The sequence below is a fragment of the Sphingopyxis terrae subsp. terrae NBRC 15098 genome, assembly GCF_001598815.1.
In the GTDB taxonomy this organism is placed as follows: domain Bacteria; phylum Pseudomonadota; class Alphaproteobacteria; order Sphingomonadales; family Sphingomonadaceae; genus Sphingopyxis; species Sphingopyxis terrae.
Window position 1 is genome coordinate 1 of the sequence record NZ_BCZQ01000044.1, and the last position, 19618, is coordinate 19618.

Sequence of the window (19618 nt, forward strand, 5' to 3'; positions counted from 1 at the left end):
CCGGGTTCTTAGGAACGATATCGGAAATTTTTATATCCTCAAGAGCGCAGGTCACTTCAATTTTTATGCTGGCGTCGAACTTGCTGAAGTTTTTTGGGGGCTTGATCTTGAACCTTGGCGAATCGACGGGATTCCATGGCTGACCTGATAGGGTCTCGCGGAAAGTCGGTTCCATGGACCACGAATAGGCTGAGTTTCCAACGGGTATCGGAGATACTAACGTTTCGGGGAGTGTTTGAACCAACTTGAGCTGATCTTGGCGGGTAACTTCTTGATCATAACTCGTTGATCCCTCCAGCGCTAAATGCATCGACGACGGAGAAATTCTTCCCTTAACTTTTGCGTCAGACGCGACCTGATCTTTTGCCAGCTTTAAACGAGAGAACTCAACTTGAGCCTCTGGAACGCTTCTTGCTACCGAGTTGCGGTCAATTTGCAGCGGCTCAGAAACTGTGACGGTGAGAAGGGCACGTCGCAATGCCAGCTTGAACGTAAAAGGTATCTCGGGACTCTCGCCGCCTATTCTGGCCTCGGAAAAGGCGAGCTCGACATAAACTCCGGCTGCCTGATCCGAAATTAGAAATGGATCGTGCCAAGCTTCTAAGGCCAAAACGTCAGAGAGGATTCGTTTGTGGTTCGACTTCATCGAAAACCTATCGAGACCATTTCCATATTTCGTGATGATGTAAGATAGCGCCGTTCAAAGTCTATAGGAAATTGCCATGATCCTCATCACCGGCCACGTCATCCTCACCCCCGAGCATCGCGAGCGCATGATCGCGCTCGGTGCCGAACATAGCGCTCGGTCGCGGGCCGAGGCGGGGTGTCTGGCGCATCATTGCCATGTCGATGCCGTCCCTCGACAGGCTGGGGATGGCTCGGCTTATGAATGTCTGACGTTCGTCGAGGAGTGGGAGAGCGTCGATGCGGTGCGCGCCCATTTCGCGCTGCCCGCCGCGCGCGCCTTCGTCGCCGACATGCGCGCCCTCTCGCCGCAGCCGCCCGCGATCCGCATCTATGCCGCCGACGACATCACCGCGACGCTGATGGGGTAAATCTCCCCTCCCGCTTGCGGGAGGGGGCGGGGGTGGGCCGCGCTTGGGTGCGCGCATGCGAGGTTGATTGCCCACCCCGCTGCGACTAGCGAACGGGTTCGCAAGTCTCGCAGTCCCTCCCGCAAGCGGGCGGGGAGAGATCAGGCCGGGGGGCATATGACGGGGTTCGAATTCAGCTTTTCCTTTTTCGGCCTGATCCTGGGCCTCGCGCTGGCCGAGGGGCTGGGCGGGCTGGCGCGCGCGCTCAAGGCCAGCCACCGCGTCCGCATCGGCTGGCCGACCGCGCTGCTCGGCCTGTTCGTGTCGTGCGACGTGGTGACCTTCTGGATGTACGGATGGAACCTGCGCGAGTCGTTGCCGCTGAACTGGCCGATCCTGTTCGGCGGCTTCGTCGTCACCGCGGTCTATTTCGTCGCGGCGAGCCTGGTCTTTCCCGACGATCCCGAGGCGTGGGACGACCTTAACGCCCATTTCGACAAACAGCGGCGGCTGGTGATCGGCGGCGTCTTGCTGTGCAATGTCGCATTGCTGGCCACCGTCGGCTGGCTGCACGGCGTACCGGCGCCCACCAGCGTCCGCACCTTCATTGTCGCATGGTCCTTCTTCCCCGTCGCCGCGCTCGCGATCGCGGCAAAGGACCGCCGCATCGTCGTCGCCTGCCTGATCTGGCTCCTCGCGCTCTATCCGCTGTCGGCGGTGTGGCATTGATTTCTCCCCGCTCCCGTTTGCGGGAGGGGCAGCGAGACTTGCGAGCTTGCTCGCTAGTCGCAGCGGGGTGGGCATAGGCAAGGGCAAGGCTTGCTTCGCTCGCACCCACCCCTAACCCCTCCCGCAGGCGGGAAGGGGACGGGTCATTTTCCCAGCAACGGCGCCAGATATTGGCCCGTAAAGCTCCGCGGTTCCTTCACAACCTGCTCGGGTGTGCCGGCCGCGACGATCTCGCCGCCCTTGACCCCGCCTTCGGGGCCGAGGTCGACGATCCAGTCGGCGGTCTTGATGACGTCGAGGTTATGCTCGATCACCACCACGCTGTTGCCCTGATCGACCAGCGCCTGCAGCACTTCGAGCAGCTTGCGCACATCCTCGAAATGGAGGCCGGTGGTCGGTTCGTCGAGGATGTAGAGCGTCTGTCCGGTCGAGCGGCGCGAAAGTTCCTTCGCCAGCTTCACCCGCTGCGCCTCGCCGCCCGACAGCGTCGTCGCCTGCTGCCCGACCTTGATATAGCCGAGGCCGACGCGGACGAGCATCTCCATCTTGTCGCGGATCGCGGGCACCGCCTTGAAGAACTCCGCCGCATCCTCGACCGTCATGTCGAGCACGTCAGCGATGCTCATCCCCTTGAACTTCACCTCGAGCGTTTCGCGGTTGTAGCGTTTGCCGTGGCACGTCTCGCACGTCACATAGACGTCGGGCAGGAAGTGCATCTCGATCTTGATCAGCCCGTCGCCGGTGCAGGTTTCGCAGCGCCCGCCCTTGACGTTGAAGCTGAAGCGGCCGGGCTTGTAACCGCGCGCCTGCGCCTCGGGCAGCCCCGCGAACCAGTCGCGGATCGTCGTGAAGGCGCCGGTGTACGTCGCGGGGTTCGAGCGCGGGGTGCGGCCGATCGGCGACTGGTCGATGTCGATCACCTTGTCGCAATGCTCAAGGCCGGTCAGGCTGTCGTGCGGCCCCGCGACCATCCGCGCGCCGTTGAGCGTGCGCGCCGCGCTGGCGTAGAGCGTGTCGATGACGAGGCTCGACTTGCCCGATCCAGACAGGCCGGTGACGCAGGTGAAGGTGCCGAGCGGGATCGTCGCGGTGACATTCTGGAGATTGTTGGCGCGCGCGCCCTTCAGCACCAGGTCGAAGCCGTTGCCGGGGCGGCGGTGCGTCGGCACCTCGATCTTCTTCGCGCCGGTGAGGTAGGCCGCGGTCAGGCTCTTCTTGTTCGCCAGCACCTGCTTCAGCGTGCCTTCGGCGACGATCTCGCCGCCATGGACGCCCGCGCCGGGCCCCATGTCGACGACATAATCGGCGTGGCGGATCGCGTCCTCGTCATGCTCGACGACGATCACCGTGTTGCCGAGGTCGCGGAGGCGCTTCAGGGTCGCGAGCAGCCGGTCGTTGTCGCGCTGGTGCAGGCCGATGCTGGGTTCGTCGAGCACATAGAGCACGCCGCTGAGGCCGCTGCCGATTTGTGACGCAAGACGGATGCGCTGGCTTTCGCCGCCGCTGAGCGTGCCGCTGGTGCGGTTGAGGTTGAGATAATCGAGCCCGACATTGTTGAGGAAGCCGAGCCGCTCGTTGATCTCTTTCAGGATCGCCTTCGCGATCTGGCGCTGCTGATCGTTGAGCTTTTCGTCGAGCGTGCTGAACCAGGCGAGCGCGTCGGCGACCGAGCGCTGCGCCGACATGCTGATGTCCTCGCCCGCGATCTTTACCGCGAGCGGTTCGGGGCGCAGGCGCGCGCCGTGGCACGTCTCGCACGGCTGTGCGGTCTGATATTTGCCCAGCTCCTCGCGCATCCACGCGCTTTCGGTTTGGAGCATCCGGCGATTGAGGTTGCCGATCACGCCCTCGAACGCTTTGTGCGTCGTATAGGTGCGCCGGCCGTCCTTGAAGGTCAGCTCGACCGGCTTGCCGCCGCTGCCATAAAGAATGATGAGCTGCACCTCGCCGGGCAGATCCTGCCACGGCGTGTCGAGGCCGAAACCATAGGCTTTGCCCAGGCTTTCGAGCACCTGCATATAATAGGGCGAGGGCGGGTTCGATTTCGCCCATGGCACGACGGCGCCCTTTTTCAGGCTGAGCGCATGGTTTGGAACGACGAGTTCGGGGTCGAATTCCAGCCGCTCGCCGAGGCCGTCGCATGCGGGACAAGCGCCCTGCGGCGCGTTGAAGCTGAACAGCCGCGGTTCGATCTCGGCGATCGTGAAGCCCGAAACGGGGCAGGAAAATTTTTCGGAAAAGATGATGCGGTTGGCAGGGATGCCGGCGCCTTTCATGGCGCCGCCGACTTCGCCGTCGCGCCCCGGAACGTCGCCGTCGGCAAGGTCGACATAGGCGAGCCCTTCGGCGAGTTTCAGCGCCGTCTCGAAACTGTCGGCAAGCCGCGTCGCGATCCCCTCGCGCACGACGATGCGATCGACCACGACCTCGATGTCATGCTTGTATTTCTTGTCGAGCGCCGGTGCGTCCTCGATCTCGTAAAATTCGCCGTCGATGCGGACGCGGGTGAAGCCGTCCTTCTGCCACTGCGCGAGTTCCTTCTTATATTCGCCCTTGCGCCCGCGCACGACGGGCGCGAGCAGATAGGCGCGCGTTCCTTCGGGCAGGTCCATCACCCGGTCGACCATCTGGCTGACCGTCTGCGCCGAAATCGGCTCGCCGGTCGCCGGTGAATAGGGAATGCCGACACGCGCCCAGAGCAGGCGCATATAGTCGTAGATTTCGGTGACGGTGGCCACCGTCGAGCGCGGGTTGCGGCTCGTCGTCTTCTGTTCGATGCTGATCGCCGGCGACAGCCCGTCGATATGTTCGACGTCGGGCTTCTGCATCATTTCGAGGAACTGGCGCGCGTAAGCCGAGAGGCTTTCGACATAGCGCCGCTGGCCCTCGGCATAGATGGTGTCGAAGGCGAGGCTCGACTTGCCGCTGCCCGACAGGCCGGTGATGACGATCAGTGCATCGCGCGGCAGATCGACGTCGACGCCCTTCAGATTATGCTCGCGCGCGCCGCGCACCGAAATATGGGTGAGACTCATGGGGTGGATATGTTCCAGATTTGTTCCGGCCGCGCAAGAGGGCGCCGCTCGCTCGAACGCCTAGATAGGAAGCGGCTGCTTTGCGCGCAACGGGGCGTCGATTCCACCAACGAACGAGTGCGTTCGACCAGCGGCCTGCATCTTGCTTGACCTGCGATTGGCGCGGGCGGACAAGTCGCCATGGCCTGCGGCGGATCGGCCCTTGAACCGTGCGCGGGGGTAGGAGACTGGGGAATGAAGATGTTTTTGGGCGGCACCGCTGCCGTCGCTATCGCCGCCGCGCTGATCGCAGCACCTGTTCTGGCCCGCAATGCTGGCGCTGACGCTTCCTTGGTCGCTGCGACCGATGCTGCGGCCGGCGCCGAAGACGGGTCGCTCAAGCCGCTGACCTTCGGAAGCTGGGGCGTCGATCTGGGCGCGCGCGACCCGTCGGTAAAGCCGGGCGACGATTTCGACAAATATGCCAATGGCGCATGGTTCGCGCGCACCGAAATTCCGGCCGATCAGGCATCGGCCGGCGTCGATTACGATGTCTATAATCTGACGCAGCGTCAGCTCCGCCAGCTCGTCACCGGCGCACCCGCGACCAGTCAGGTCGGCGGGCTTTATCAAAGCTTCATGGACGAAAAGCGCGTTGCACAACTCGGCACCAAGCCGCTGATGGCCGATATCGCAGCCGTCGCGGCGATCAAGGACAAGAGCGAAATGGCGCGCTTCATGGGCGCATCGCAGGGAAGCTTCGGCGCCTCGATCGTCGGTGGCGGTCCCTATGCCGATCCCGACACGCCGACGGTCAACGTGCTGTGGCTCGGGCAGGGCGGGATCGGGCTTCCCGACCGCGACTATTATCTGAATGACAGCTTCAAGCCGCAGCGCGATGCCTATCGCGCCTATATCGCGCGGTCGATGAAGATGATCGGCAACCCCGATCCCGAAAAGGCGGCCGATGCGGTGCTGGCGTTCGAGACCGAGATCGCCAAGGTGAGCTGGGCGATCGCCGAGCGCCGCGATCTGGGCAAGATCAACAACCCGATGTCGTCGGAGGCGCTGGCCGCCTATGCGCCCGGACTCGACTGGAGCGCCTGGTTCGCGGGCGCCGAAATTCCGGCGCAGAAGCGCATCATCGTCAACGAAAATACCGCGATCCGCGACATCGCCGCGCTCTATGGCAAGACGCCGCTCGACACGCTGAAGCTGTGGCAGGAATTCCATGTCGCCGACAATGCAGCCAATTATCTGTCCGACGACTGGGTCGACAGCCGCTTCGAATTCTCGAAGGCGCTGAGCGGCGTGACCGAGATGCGGCCGCGCTGGAAGCGCGGGCTGCGCCTTGTCGACGGCAGCCTGGGTGAGCTGGTCGGCGAGGAATATGCGAAGCAATATTTCCCGCCGAGTGCCAAGGCCAAGATGGAATCGCTCGTCGCCAATCTGAAGCTGGCGATGGGCGACCGGATCCGCGGCAACAGCTGGATGGCGCCCGCCACCAAGGAAGCCGCGCTCGCCAAGCTGGACAAGATGGACGTGATGGTCGGCTACCCCGACAAGTGGCGCGATTATTCGGGCCTCAAGATCGATCCCGCCGACCTTTACGGCAATGTGAAGCGCAGCGCGGCGTTCGAATATGCCTATCAGCTCGCCGACCTGGACAAGCCGGTCGACCGCAAGAAATGGTCGATGAACGCGCAGGAAGTGAACGCCTACAACGGCGGGCTTGAAAACAAGATCGTTTTCCCGGCCGGTATTCTGCAGGCGCCCTATTTCAGCGAGACGGTCGACGATGCGGTCAACTATGGCGCGATCGGCGCCGTGATCGGCCATGAAATCACTCATGGTTTCGACGATCAGGGCCGCAAGATCGACGCGAGCGGCGCCGTGCGCGACTGGTGGACCAAGGAAGATGCCGCGCGCTTCGATGCGCAGGCCAAGGGCTTCGGCGCGCAATATGCGACCTATGAGGCGGCGCCGGGTGCGTTCATCAACCCCGATCTGACGATGGGCGAGAATCTCGCCGACCTTGCCGGGCTCGAGGTCGCCTATGACGCTTATCACCGGTCGCTGAACGGCAAGGAAGCGCCGGTGATCGACGGGTTGACCGGCGACCAGCGCTTCTTCCTGGCCTTTGCGCAGGCGTGGCGCGACAAGGCGCGCGAGGATGCGACCAAGCAGCAGGTAGCGAGCGACCCGCACAGCCCGGCGCGCTGGCGCATCATCGGTCCGCTGCGCAACGTCGATGCCTGGTACAAGGCGTTCAACGTCGCGCCGGGGACCAAATATTATCTGAAGCCCGAGGATCGCACGCGTATCTGGTAAGCCGGCGGCGCCCCGTTACCCATCCCACGCAATGCCGCTGGCTGCGGAACGCATCTTGCGGCAAAGCGTTGGACGGGCAGGGTGCTCGGATTTAGGAGATTTCTCGATGACCAGATCGATTTTTGCCGCCGCGGTCGTCGCGGCGCTGATGAGCTCGGCGCCGGCGATGGCCCAGAAGCTGCCTGACGGCACGACCGCTCAGGAACGCGCGGATACCGCGAAGCTGAATGCCGAGCAGCTCGCGAAGGCCGATGCCGAAACCGCGCGCTATCAGCAGAGCGTTTCGCAATATGAACAGCAAAAGGCTGCGATCGCCGAGCAGGCGGCCGCTGCGCAGGCGAAATATGCCGACGAAACCGCCGCTTATGAAGCGGAAAAGGCTCGCGTCGCGGCGATGGCCGCCGAAGAACGCCAGAAGTGGGAAGCCGATGTCGCGGCCTGCAAGGCGGGCGACACCAGCCGCTGTGCCAAGCCGCAGCCCAAGGAATAGTGCTGCCAATCGGCACGCGATCCCGTGAGATTAAAGGGGCTCCGACGACAAGTCGGGGCCCCTTTTTATTGGCGCGCTTCCGTTCGTCCGTTGGTCGGCGCCCGTCGGCGTTTCATCTTTCAATCGACTCGTCGCGGGGGCTGATCGAAGCGCGCGTGTCTGGCGCGGAAGAATGGCGCATGTCTAGGGCGCGGGATACGAGGCGACCAGACTTCCCCGGTTAAAGCGCAGCGTGTCCCGCAACCTATAACGGATGAGAGGACTCCCCCATGTCAGACCCTATTGCCAAATATTTTCTCATGAGCTGTGCCGCTGCATTGTCGGCAGGCGCGGCTGTTCCCGTCGCGAATGCTGCCGAGACGGGCGTCGCGGATTCTGATGCGGCGCCGACGGTGATCGTGCCGTACAGCGATCTGAATCTGAGCAGTGTCAAGGGCCGCGCGCGGCTCGAGGCGCGCTTGCGTATCGCCATTCGTGACATGTGCCGCGCCAATCCGCGGCCGAACCTCTTCCAGCGGGCCCAGGAGAGCGACTGCACCGCCAATGCGCGCCGTAGCGCCGCGTCGCAGATGGCGGTACTGTTCGGTCGCGACGATGCCAAATTGGCACTCGAACGCCCGGCGGAAGTCGCTGCTCGCTAAACGGCGGAAGGGGCGGTCATGCGCCGTGCATGATCGCCTTTACTTCGTGCAGATAGGTTCGGCCGATCCGGTGCTGGCCGCCTTCGCCCAGGTCCACGCTCCACGCGCCGTCGCCATGATGCTTGAGGCCGACGATGCCGTCGCGCCGGACCATCTTGGACCGGTGAATGCGCATGAACTGATCGGGGTTCATCCGCTCTTCCAATGATTTGATCGTCTGGTGGATCAGCCAGCTTCGGCTGCCGACATAGAGGCGCATATAGTCGCGCTCGGCCTCGATCAGATCGACTTGTGCCGCATCGATGCGCAGCATCTCACCGCGGTTCTGGACCCAGAATTCGTTGATCCACCGGCTCTTCGGCGGGGCAGTTCGCCCAGCGCTGCGCCATTCGCGCACGCGCGCCAGTGCCTTGGCAAGACGATCGGGCGACACGGGCTTGAGCAGATAGTCGACCGCGGCGACGTCGAAGGCTGCGACAGCATAGCGATCGAACGCCGTGACGAAGACGATGGCTGGCGGACAATCGAGCTTTTCGAGCGCGGTCGCCACCTCCAGCCCGTCGAGGTCGGGCATGGCGATATCGCAAAGCAACAGATCGGGCGCGAGCGCCTCGACCATGCGCAGCGCCGATGCGCCGTCGCTGGCGGTACCGACGAGCGAAACCCCGTCCTGCTGCCCCGCCAGAATCTGAAGCCGTTCGATTGCCAGCGGCTCGTCATCGACGATCAGGGTGCGCAGCGTCTGCAGCATGTCAGTGTCCTTCGCCCGCGATCGGCAGCCACAGCGATACCGCGAAGGCGCCGCTGTCCGACCGTCCCCATTCGCAGCCTGCCACCGGGCCGTAGCGTGTGATCAGCCGTTCGCGGACGTTGCCGAGCCCGAGGCCGGTGCCCGATTCGGGGGTCGGTGCGGCGGGGTCGATGTCATTTTCGATCCGGATCACGAGCAGCCCATATTCGCTGCTCGCCGACAGGCGGATCGCAATCCTTCCCTTGCTGGGAGCAACGCCATATTTGATCGCATTTTCGATGATCGGTTGCAGGATCAGCACGGGAACGCGCGCATTCTCTAGCGCTTTCGGCATCGTCACCTCGACCTGCAGGCGGTCGGGAAAGCGCGCCTGCTCGATCTGGAGATAGAGGCGCTGGAGCGCCATTTCCTCGTCGAGGCTGACGAGCTGTTCGGGATCGATCGCGAGGCTCGATCGCAGGAAGGACGACAGATTCATGATCATCGTCTCGGCCTCCGCCTGCGATCCGCGCATGACGAGCGTCGACAGCGAATTGAGCGTGTTGAACAGGAAGTGCGGGTTCACCTGATAGTGGAGCGCGCGCAGCTGCGCCGCCTGCGCCTCGACCCGGTAGCTGTTGGCGCGGCGCTCGACCGCGCGCATCTCGTTGGCATAGCCGAAGGCGACATAGAGTGCGGCCCATACCGCGAAGAAGAAATACCAGCGGATCGAACTGTCGAGGATCAGCACCGTTTCCCAGGCAATGGGAAATTTGGACTGCACCTCTTCAATGATCTTCTGAGTATCGCCTGATGGAAACCAGTAGAAGAAGACGAGCAGATTGATGCTCGCGTAGATGACGACAAGCGGCACAGCGGCGCCCATCGCGACGGCGAGCCGCGCGCCAAAGCTTTTGGGCTGAACCCGCTGGATCAGCTGATAGAGGGTGAAGGTGCAGAGGATACCGGCGATGACGACGATCGCGCGGCGGCCGATCGCACCCCATTGCTCGGCGGCCCCGGCCAGCAAGGCCAGCCCGGTCGTGATCAGGAAATAGATCAGCCACATCGCGATGATCGAACCGATCGCGACGCGGGGATTGACGCGGGCGTCCGACGCGCGCCAGCCCGGCGATGCGGCCAGCATGTGCGCACGCTGGTCGCGCAGCGTCTCTTTGCGGATGGTCATGTTCATTGCCGTCGCTTTTGCGCGAATATGGCGCAAAAAACTAGGTGCGCGCGCTGCGTCAGTCGAAGCCGCGCGCCTTTTGGTCGAAACGCGGCCGGTCAGGCGACGCGGGGTTGCGGCAGCGTGCGGCGCCAGTTGCCGCGGCGATAGACGATCCACGCCATGGTCAGCGACGCGAACGAGGACAGCGGAAAGCTCCACCAGATCGCATCGCCGCCGAGCGCCGGGTAGCCCAGATAATAGATGCCGAGGCGGATCGGGAACATCGACAGGAACAGGATGACGAGCGGTGGCACGACCGATCCGTTGGCGCGGAGCGTTCCGATCAGCACGATCGTCGTGCCGAAGGGCAGGAAGGTCCAGGTCGCGAGCAACTGGATATGGCGCGCGGCATCGATTGCCGCGGTATCGCTACCGAGGAAAAGGGCGAGCGCAGCGCGGTCGAAAAGGAGCAGCAGCGCGATCAGCACCCCGGTCATCATCAGGTTGATCGCGATGCCGCTATTGGTGATGGTGGTGACGCGGTTCCACTTTGCAGCGCCGATATTCTGCGCGACCATGGCGCTGACCGCCGCGCCGACCGCGAGCGCGGGCATCTGGACATAGTTCCACAATTGCAGCGTCGCGCCATAGGCAGCGGCGGTGACGAGCCCTTCGCGATTGACCAGCCCGACCATCACCAGCCCGGCGCCCGAAATGACGAGCATCTGTGCGCCCATCGGCAGCCCCTTGCCGATGATGAAGCGCAGTTCCTCCATATTGGGGAGGAGATATTTGAGTTCGGGCCCGCGCAGCCGCAGCACATGGTCGCGGGCATAGAACCAGCCGAGCATCGCGATCAGGCTGATCGTTCCGGCAATCGCCGTCGCGAGCGCGCTGCCCGCGATGCCGAGGCGCGGGAAGGGGCCGATGCCGAGGATCAGCAGCGGGTTGAGCGCGATGTCGAGGACGACCGACAACAGCATGAAGCGCAGCGGCGTCACCGCGTCGCCGGCGCCGCGCGACGCCATCATCAGCGTCACCGCCAGCATGCTTGCCGGGATCGCGATGAAGGTCACGCGCAGATAATCATGTGCAAGGTCAAAGGCTTCGGGCGGGGTCTTGAGCCAATGCAGGATGGTGGTCGAGGCGAACCAGCCGACGATGGCGATGACGAGCGAGAAGATCAGCGCGAGGCCGACGACGGCACCGGTGGCGCGGCGCGCCGCGTCGGTATCGCCGCGCCCGATCGCCTGGCCGATCAGCACCGTCGCGGCCATACCGAAGCCGAAGAAGGTCGCGAACATCAGGAACATGATGATGTTCGCATTGGCGGTTGCGGCGAGCGCGCTGCCGCCGAGGAACTGGCCGACCCACACCGAATTGATCGACCCCGACAGCGTCTGCAGCACGTTCGATGCGAGCGTCGGCAAGGCGAAGAGGATCAGCGTCTTCGCGATCGGCCCTTCGGTCAGGTTCATGCGTCCGGCGCCGCGCGCGGTCTGGCGCGGCGGAACCGGCGCGGCGGCGGGATCGGCAGCGGCGGCTACCGGCGTAACGGACGCGTCTTCGCTCACCCCAGCCGCGCCAGCGCGGCGGTCAGGCGGTCGGCCTCGGCCTCCTTGGCGGCATGGTCGGCGCGCGCCTTGTCGACGGCTTCGGGTTTGGCGCGTTCGACGAACGAGGGGTTGTTCAGCCGACCCGCGAGGCTGTCGCGTTCCTTGGCCGCGGCGGCGAGCGCCTTGGTCAGCCGCTCGCGCTCGGCGGAGATGTCGATCACGCCTTCGAGCGGGACGGTGATCGTCTCGCCCTCGACGACGAGCTGTGCCGAGGCGCCTGCGGGAGCGGGATCGAAGCTGATCGCTTCGAGCCGCGCGAGACGGTCGAGTTGCGCCGATAGCTTGTCGGTACGGCCCTTGAGCGATGCCGGGAAATGCGCGGTCAGGCGCGCGCCCGGCGGCAGGCCGAGCTCGGCCTTGGCGGTGCGCAATTCGCTGACGAGCTTGATCAGCCAGTTCACATCTTCAGCTGCCTGTTGGTCGATGGCTGGAGCAAAGAATTTGTTCTCATTAACAACAAGCGAGGGCTCGATTATCTGCTTCGGGAATGGCTCTGGCCATTTGGCCGTGATCAGCGGATAGTCGGCGCGGTCGCCGAGGCCCGTCCACAGCTCTTCAGTGATGAAGGGCATGAAGGGGTGCAGCATGACGAGGATCTGGTCGAGCACCCAGCCGGCAACGGCCTTTGTCTCGTCGTCGATCGCGCCCTTGATCAGTTCCAGATACCAGTCGCAGAAACGATCCCAGGCAAAGCTGTAGATCGCATTCGCGGCCTCGTCGAAGCGATAGGCGGCGAAGGCGCTCTCCATCGCCGCGACCGTCGCGGCGACCTCGCCGATGATCCAGCGGTTGACCGGCAGCGTTGCGACGGGCGCTTCGAAGCTGGTCGAGGCCGAAATGCCATTCGCTTCGCAGAAGCGCGCGGCGTTCCACAGCTTGGTCGCGAAGTTGCGATAGCCCGCGAGGCGCGCGTCATCCATCTTGATGTCGCGGCCCTGGCTTTCCATCGCCGCCATGAAGAAGCGCAGCGCGTCGGCGCCATATTGGTCGATCAGTCCGAGCGGATCGACGACATTGCCCTTCGACTTCGACATCTTCGCGCCGTCGGGCGCGCGGACGAGGCCGTGGAGATAGAGCGTCTTCCACGGCACGTCGCCCATGAACTCCATCCCCTGCATGGCCATGCGCGCATCCCAGAAGAAGAGGATGTCGAAGCCCGAGATGAGGACGTCGTTGGGGTAGTGGCGTTTCAGAAGCTCGGTGTTTTCAGGCCAGCCGAGCGTCGCGAAGGGCCAAAGGGCGGAAGAAAACCAGGTGTCGAGGACGTCTTGGTCCTGCCAGAGAACAACGCTGGGGTCGGACTCGTCCAGCCAACGAAGTCCTGCATTTTCACCGTCCTGAGCAAATAGTATCCGCTCGGCTGGCAGTTCATAGAAAGCGGCAGCTTGCTCTCTGATCTCGGATTCGTTGATGCCGACAAAAAATTTTTCGTTTCCGACACCCGCCTCAAAATCTTTGGCAGGCCCGTACCAAGCCGGAATCCGGTGTCCCCACCAGAGTTGGCGCGAGACGCACCAGGGCTGGATATTCTCCATCCAGTTGAAGAAGGTCTTTTCCCACGTCTTGGGGACGATGTTGATGCGGCCATCGCGCACCGCCTGCATCGGTGGCTGCGCGAGCGTTTCGGCATCGACATACCATTGGTCGGTCAGCCAGGGTTCGATCACCACGCCGCCGCGGTCGCCGAACGGCGTCTGGATCGTGCGCGGTTCGGCGTCATGTTCGTTCCCGTCCTTGTCGACGTGCGGGATCAGGAAGCCGGCTTCCTTCATGCGCGCCACAACCAGTTCGCGGGCGCCATCGACACCATCGCGCTTGAAGCGGTGGAGGCCAAGATATTCGTCGGGGATCAGCCCGTCGGCAGTCTGGATGACGTTCGCATCGCCATCGAACATGTTGAGCATCTCGGCGGGTTTGAAGCCCGCGCGCTTGCCGACCTCGAAGTCGTTGAAATCATGCCCCGGCGTGATCTTCACCGCGCCGCTGCCCAGTTCGGGATCGGCATGTTCGTCGGCGACGATCTTGAAGCGGCGGCCGGTGATCGGCTGGAGGATGTCCTTGCCGATCACGCTCTTGTAGCGCGCGTCATCGGGATGCACCGCGACTGCCATGTCGGCGAGCATCGTTTCGGGGCGTGTCGTCGCGACCTCGATATAATCGCGGCCGTCGTCGAGCGTCACGCCGTCGGCGAGCGGGTATTTGAAGTGCCAGAAGCCGCCCTTCACCTCGACCGTTTCGACCTCGAGGTCGCTGATCGCGGTCTTGAGCTTGGGGTCCCAGTTCACGAGGCGTTTGTCGCGGTAGATCAGGCCCTTTTTATGGAGATCGACGAACACCTTGACCACCGCGCGGGTGAAATGCGGGTCCATCGTGAACTGTTCGCGCGACCAGTCCATCGAGCAGCCGAGGCGGCGGAGCTGGCCGGTGATCTGGCCGCCGCTTTCCGCTTTCCACTGCCAGACCTTTTCGACGAAGTCCTCGCGGCTGTAATTGGTGCGCTTGTCCTGCCGCGCTTCCATCTGGCGTTCGACTACCATCTGCGTCGCGATGCCGGCATGGTCCATGCCGACGACCCACAGCGCATCCTTGCCGCGCAGCCGCTCATAACGGACGAGCACGTCCTGCAGCGTGTTGTCGAGCGCATGGCCGATGTGCAGCGCGCCGGTGACGTTCGGCGGCGGGTTGACGATCGTGAAGGGTGTCGCGTCGGGACGCGCGGGGCGATAGAGCCCGCGGCTTTCCCATTCGTGGGACCATTTCGCCTCGATAGCGGCGGGATCGAAGGTTTTTTCCATCGGCATAGCCGGGCGCCTTTGCCAGCCGGGACGCGCAGCGGCAAGGGGGGACACGCATTTGCTGCAAGCCATCGCGTGTCCCCGCGAAGGCGGGGACCCATCTTCTGCCGGTTCCAACTTGCACCGGCCGGTGATGGGCTCCCGCCTTCGCGGGAGCACGCGGTCTTGCCTATTTCTTCAGATAGCTGTCCAACCAATTAAATACGGTCTGATGCCACTGGACGCTGTTCGCACCCTTCAGCACCCAATGGTTTTCGTCTGGAAACACGAGCAATTGCGACGGAACGCCGTGGCGCTGAAGCGCGGTGAAGGCGGCGAGGCCCTGCGTATAGGGAATGCGGAAATCCTTCTCGCTGGTGATCACCAGCATCGGCGTCTTCCATTTGTCGACATGGTTCACCGGGTTCCATTTTTCATATTCTTCGGGAACCTTGAAATAGGGGCCGCCATGCTCCCATTCGTCGAACCACAGCTCCTCGGTTTCATAGGCCATCGCGCGTGCGTCGAAGACGCCGTCGTGCTGGACGAGGCATTTGAAACCGTCGGTCCACTGGCCGGCGATCCAGTTCATCATATAGCCGCCATAGGACGCGCCGAGCGCGCAGGCGTTGGCGATGTCGAGCTGCGCATCCTGCTTGCCTGCCGCTGCTAGGCCGAGCTTCAGATCTTCGAGCGGCTTGCCGCCCCAATCCTTGTTGATGCTGTCGGTGAAGGCTTGCCCGTAACCCGTTGATCCGTGGAAATCGACAGTGACGACGCCATAGCCCTGCTGCGCGAACAGGCGGGGGTTCCAGCGCGTTGACCAGCTGTTGCCGAAGCTGCCCTGCGGACCGCCATGAACGATGAAGGCGACCGGCAGCTTCGCGGCGGCGGCGTTCGCGGGCTTGAGGATCATTCCCCACACCTTGTCGCCATTGGCGCCGGCGAACTGCATGCGATCGAGCCGCACCGGATCGAATTCGGCCATGCGGTCGGCGTTGACCGCGGTGAGCTGCGTCACCTTGCCCTTGGCATCGCGGACATAGACGTCGGTGGGGGCTAGGGCGGTGTTGCGCGCATAGAGCAGCGCGCCGCCAGCGAGCACGCTGACGTCGCCGATGTTGCCGTCGAAGGCTTCGTTCGACGCCTTCAGCCGTTCGACCTTGCCGCTCGCTGCGTCGACGCGGAACAGGGGATGTTCAAGCGTGTCCTGCGCGGTGACGAACAGTGCCTTGCTGTCGGCGGCCCAGGCGATCGAGGCGACCGAGCGGTCCCAGGCGTCGGTGAGTTTGCGCGTGTCGCCGGTCGCAAGGTTGCGCAGCATCAGCACCTGCCGGTCGGATTCATACCCCGGCCGCGCCATCGCGACATAGGCCAGCCATTTGCCGTCGGGGGAGGGGGTGGGCAGGGTGTCGGTCGCCTGATTGGCCTCGGTCAGATTGACCGGCATCATGCGGCTGTCGACGAGCCAGCGATAGATGTCGAGGTTGGTCGAGGTCGGCTCGTGGCGATCGGCCTTGCGCAGCGTGAAATAGACGGTGCGGCTGTCGGCGCCCCAAGCAAGCTCTTCGCCGCCGCCAAAGGGTTTCGACGGCGCGTCGCCGACCAGTCCGGCCGCGACCGGCCGCGCCGCGCTCGCCTTGCCGTCCGCCAGATTGAAAACAAAGGGGCGGCTGTGGGTGCCGGGGGTTTCCCACGTGTCCCAGTGACGGACGAAGCCGGTGCCGTCCTTGTAGAGCCGTCCGCTGCCGGGGCCGACAAGCGCGCCCTTGTCCTTTACGTCCTTCGCGTCGCAGCCGAAATCGGCGCACTCCATGGGGATATCGCCCCACGCGAGCAGGCGCGCGCCATCGGGCGAAATTTTGAAGCCCGCGACATCGGCCTTGGTATCAGTAACCTGCGTCGCGGGCGTGCCGGCCTTCGGATCGATCCGCCAGACCTGATCGCTGCCCGAGGCGTTCGAGATGAAATACAGACTGCCGTCGGGTGCAAAGGCCGGCGACGCCTCATTCTTGCCGGGTGCATCGGCGATTCGAGCGGGCTTGGCGTCCTTGGCCTTGCGATCGACGAGCCAGAGCCCGGTCGAGCGCTTGTAGGTTTCGGGCGCGGTCTCGGTCATCTGGAACACGACCCATCGCCCGTCGGGCGAAGCCGTGGGCGCGGCAACGCGATTGAGCGTCGCAAGATCGACCTCGGTCATCGGCCGGGCGAGAGCGGGCGTGGAAAGGGCGGCGGCGAGCGCGAGCGCGCTGGGGATAAGAATGTTACGCATGCCGCGGGTGTAGCGCTGCGGCGGGCGGGTTCAAGTCCTGATGGCGGTGGGCGTAGTCCAGTGCGAACCGGTCTCTGGCTGGATTCCCGAACTGAACGGGAAAATAACGGGAATTTACCGCATTTCGCAGCCATCAGACGGGAGGCTCCGCGCTGCGCGCCGGATTTCCCGCGGCACGCCGACAAATTCCTGTTTCTCGATAACGGGAATTTATTGGGAATCCCGGATGATTTAACCGCATGAGCTACGGCATGGACGGGAAGTGCCAGAAAAATTCAAAACACTCTTGCAAACCGAGCAGAGGAGGTATCCATTAAGGGCAAGCCTTCGAGAGAAGGCGTTTCGACCAGCCAAGGAAGGATCGGTCGACCAGTGTTTGCGCAGACGCGCGGGCCGGTCGGTTTCCTTCCTCGAGACCCCCGCCGCGCACCAGCGCCGGCGGGGGTTTTGTTTTGGAGGTTGAAATGGTTGTAAAGCGTTTGAAGGAAGGAAGTTTGAAGGGGGCCAAGCTCGACAAGACGGGACGACGTCGCAACGCGCTGGCGTCGCGGCGACTGGTGGCCGAGCGTAGCGCGCGGAACGATCCGCTTCCAACACTGCTGTTCGAGACGGTGGCGATCGCCGAACTCCGGTCCACTGGACATCAAGTCCGTAAGCTCGACCAGAAACATGTCGAAGCAATCGCGCGTTCGATCACCAGCCACGGTTTCTGCGTACCGATCCTCATATCAGGTAATCTGGTTGTCGATGGTCAGGCCCGCATCGCGGCGGCGACGCAACTCGGAATTCGCGAGGTGCCGGCGATCCAGTGTCAGCATCTCGATGAGATCCAGATCAGGACCCTTCGGCTGGCCTCGAATAGATTAGGCGAAAAAGGGGATTGGGATCTCGATCAATTGAAGGTCGAATTCGAAGAGCTGATCGAATTCGGTGCCGATCTCGATGATACCGGCTTTTCGCTTGAGGAAGCGGATATCATTCTCGCCGATCCGATCGATCCGGAAAGCCCCGGTGAGGATGATTTAACTGAACCGCCTGCCATACCGACTACCAAGGTCGGCGACATATGGAGTTTGGCAAAACACCGCATAATTTGCGGCGATGCGCTGAATGAGGGGACTTTCGCCGCGCTAATGGGCGACGAAAAGGCGGATGCTGTCGTCACCGATCCGCCGTACAACGTTCGGATTAAAGGCAATGTTAGCGGCCTCGGCAAAAAGGTTCACGACGAGTTCGTGATGGGTTCGGGCGAATTGACCCGCGACGGGTTTCGAGATCTCCTTCTTGGATCAATAACGCTCCAGAGCAAATGTCTACGCGAAGGCAGCGTCCTGTTCGTCTTTATGGATTGGAGATCGATCTCCCTCCTTCTCGACGTCGGGGAGACTGCAGGCCTCACGCTGATCAATCTTGTGGTTTGGTATAAGGAATCGGGAGGTATGGGCGCCATGTATCGCTCTGCTCACGAGCTCATCGCCGTGTTTTGCAAGGGTGAAACACCTCACACCAACAATGTGGCGCTCGGCAAGAATGGACGTGACCGGCAGAATGTGTGGTGCGCTCCAGGTGCGAACCGGCCGGGTTCCTCAGCGAATGCGATGCTCCAGCATCATGCGACGCCGAAACCTGTCGAGCTTATCATTGACGCGATCCTCGACGTAACCTCGTGCGGCGAACTGGTCATCGACAGCTTTCTTGGATCTGGCACTACCCTGATTGCGGCCGAGAAGACGGGCCGGGTTTGCCGGGGAATCGAGCTTGAACCGCGGTTCGTGGATGTGGCGATTCAGCGTTGGCAGAAGTGCTCGGGCCAGCGCGCTGTGCTTATCGCGACCGGGGAAAGCTTCGATGAGGTTGCTGTCCGGAGAATATATGAGCTCGATGAGAGCGGGGAATAATGATGACGGCAGTTTACGACAAAAACGGAGATCCGGCTGGAGAGCCGAATTACGAAGTCGGCTATGGCCGTCCTCCTAGAACGACGCGCTTCAAGAAGGGGAACAAGAGCGGCAAGGGACGGCCTAAGGGCTCGCCCAATCTGAAGACCATGGTCAATCGGATCGCCAACGAGAAGGTTCGGGCAAAAATTCAGGGAAAGCCAGTCAAGATGAAACGCAAGGAGCTCATGCTTCTCCACGTTGCAACTCTTGCCTGTCAGGGTGATCTCAAGGCTGTCGACCGCTTCCTGCCCTTGGTCGAGCGTTTTGAGGATGCCCAGGAAGCGGTTGTAATTCCCACAGAAGACACGCGCGAAGACCTTGCCGCGATCGAAGAATATCTCCGATACCATGGCAGGTTGGGAGAGACTGATGGAGCTTGACCCTCATTCAGTGCGCCGTGCTCACGACCAGCTGTGCCGAAGCGACCTCGCGGTGTTCATGCGCGGCGCGTTCCGGCAGCTTCACGACGAGCCCTACGAGGATAATTGGCATATCCACGCCATTTGTCATCGGGTCGGTAAGATGTTCGATGGGAAACACCGTCGGTCGATCATTTCGATGCCTCCTCGCACGATGAAGAGCTTTATCGGCAGCGTGTGCGCGCCCGCCTGGATTCTGGGTCGGAACCCAAGCGCGAAGATTATTTGCGCATCTTACGCCCAGGATCTGTCAGCAAATTTTGCGTTCGAAATGCGCCGGTTGATGCAGACCGATTACTATCGGCGCGTTTTTCCCAACACACATCTCGATCCCAAAAAGACCAGTACCGAGGAGGTCAGAACAACGCGAGGCGGATATCGCTTGTCGACGTCCGTTGTTAGCGTCCGCGCTCGTGGTGTAATTTCCGGTGTAGGCGATGGTGTATTCCGGGGTGGG

The 19618-nt window shown here is 62.8% G+C and carries 15 protein-coding genes; 8 read left to right on the forward strand and 7 right to left on the reverse strand.

The genetic code is table 11. The features are described 5' to 3' along the window. Positions 1-646: hypothetical protein (locus tag STE01S_RS20595; protein ID WP_162928353.1), on the reverse strand; the 646-nt coding region annotated here is incomplete at its 3' end. 76 nt (positions 647-722) lie between these two features. On the opposite strand from STE01S_RS20595, the gene STE01S_RS18820 reads away from it, so the two are divergent. Beyond that, positions 723-1055: a putative quinol monooxygenase gene (locus STE01S_RS18820; RefSeq protein ID WP_062770732.1), complete on the forward strand. Its 333-nt coding sequence runs from the start codon at positions 723-725 to the stop codon at positions 1053-1055. Positions 1056-1211: 156 nt separating this feature from the next. Next, entirely contained in the window at positions 1212-1763 is a 552-nt protein-coding gene (locus STE01S_RS18825; RefSeq protein ID WP_062770734.1) for a hypothetical protein, read from the forward strand. A gap of 143 nt (positions 1764-1906) precedes the next feature. Here the strand turns inward: STE01S_RS18825 and uvrA are convergent, their stop codons facing one another. Then, positions 1907-4798: an excinuclease ABC subunit UvrA gene (uvrA, locus tag STE01S_RS18830; protein ID WP_062770736.1), complete on the reverse strand. Its 2892-nt coding sequence runs from the start codon at positions 4796-4798 to the stop codon at positions 1907-1909. 234 nt (positions 4799-5032) lie between these two features. Here uvrA and STE01S_RS18835 point away from each other — a divergent pair, with 234 nt between their 5' ends. The 3 genes from STE01S_RS18835 (at position 5033) to STE01S_RS18845 (ending at position 8239) form a co-directional block, all read left to right on the forward strand. Beyond that, positions 5033-7108, forward strand: a complete 2076-nt coding sequence (locus STE01S_RS18835; protein ID WP_062770738.1) for a M13 family metallopeptidase — start codon at positions 5033-5035, stop codon at positions 7106-7108. A gap of 106 nt (positions 7109-7214) precedes the next feature. Next, on the forward strand, positions 7215-7598 hold the full coding sequence (locus STE01S_RS18840) for a hypothetical protein (RefSeq protein ID WP_062770740.1): 384 nt from the start codon (positions 7215-7217) through the stop codon (positions 7596-7598). A gap of 317 nt (positions 7599-7915) precedes the next feature. Beyond that, on the forward strand, positions 7916-8239 hold the full coding sequence (locus STE01S_RS18845) for a UrcA family protein (RefSeq protein WP_162928354.1): 324 nt from the start codon (positions 7916-7918) through the stop codon (positions 8237-8239). A gap of 16 nt (positions 8240-8255) precedes the next feature. Here STE01S_RS18845 and STE01S_RS18850 read toward each other — a convergent pair whose 3' ends face one another. The 5 genes from STE01S_RS18850 to STE01S_RS18870 form a co-directional block, all read right to left on the reverse strand. Next, positions 8256-8990, reverse strand: coding sequence for a LytR/AlgR family response regulator transcription factor (locus tag STE01S_RS18850; protein WP_062770744.1), 735 nt, complete (start codon positions 8988-8990; stop codon positions 8256-8258). A gap of 1 nt (position 8991) precedes the next feature. Next, a complete protein-coding gene (locus STE01S_RS18855) occupies positions 8992-10158 on the reverse strand; it encodes a sensor histidine kinase (RefSeq protein WP_255266028.1) in 1167 nt (388 codons plus the stop codon). Positions 10159-10256: 98 nt separating this feature from the next. Beyond that, positions 10257-11714, reverse strand: coding sequence for an MATE family efflux transporter (locus tag STE01S_RS18860; RefSeq protein ID WP_120694236.1), 1458 nt, complete (start codon positions 11712-11714; stop codon positions 10257-10259). Next, on the reverse strand, positions 11711-14557 hold the full coding sequence (locus tag STE01S_RS18865; RefSeq protein ID WP_062770748.1) for a valine--tRNA ligase: 2847 nt from the start codon (positions 14555-14557) through the stop codon (positions 11711-11713). Before STE01S_RS18865 ends, STE01S_RS18860 begins: the two co-directional genes overlap by 4 nt. A gap of 163 nt (positions 14558-14720) precedes the next feature. Next, positions 14721-16802, reverse strand: a complete 2082-nt coding sequence (locus tag STE01S_RS18870) for a S9 family peptidase (protein WP_062770750.1) — start codon at positions 16800-16802, stop codon at positions 14721-14723. A gap of 464 nt (positions 16803-17266) precedes the next feature. Here STE01S_RS18870 and STE01S_RS18875 point away from each other — a divergent pair, with 464 nt between their 5' ends. The 3 genes from STE01S_RS18875 to STE01S_RS20600 all read left to right on the forward strand — a co-directional run. Then, entirely contained in the window at positions 17267-18700 is a 1434-nt protein-coding gene (locus STE01S_RS18875) for a DNA modification methylase (protein WP_062770752.1), read from the forward strand. Positions 18701-18702: 2 nt separating this feature from the next. Next, positions 18703-19122, forward strand: coding sequence for a DUF5681 domain-containing protein (locus STE01S_RS18880; protein ID WP_162928355.1), 420 nt, complete (start codon positions 18703-18705; stop codon positions 19120-19122). After that, positions 19112-19618 (forward strand): hypothetical protein (locus tag STE01S_RS20600; protein WP_218017011.1); only part of this gene is annotated, 507 nt, incomplete at its 3' end. The genes STE01S_RS18880 and STE01S_RS20600, both read left to right, overlap by 11 nt.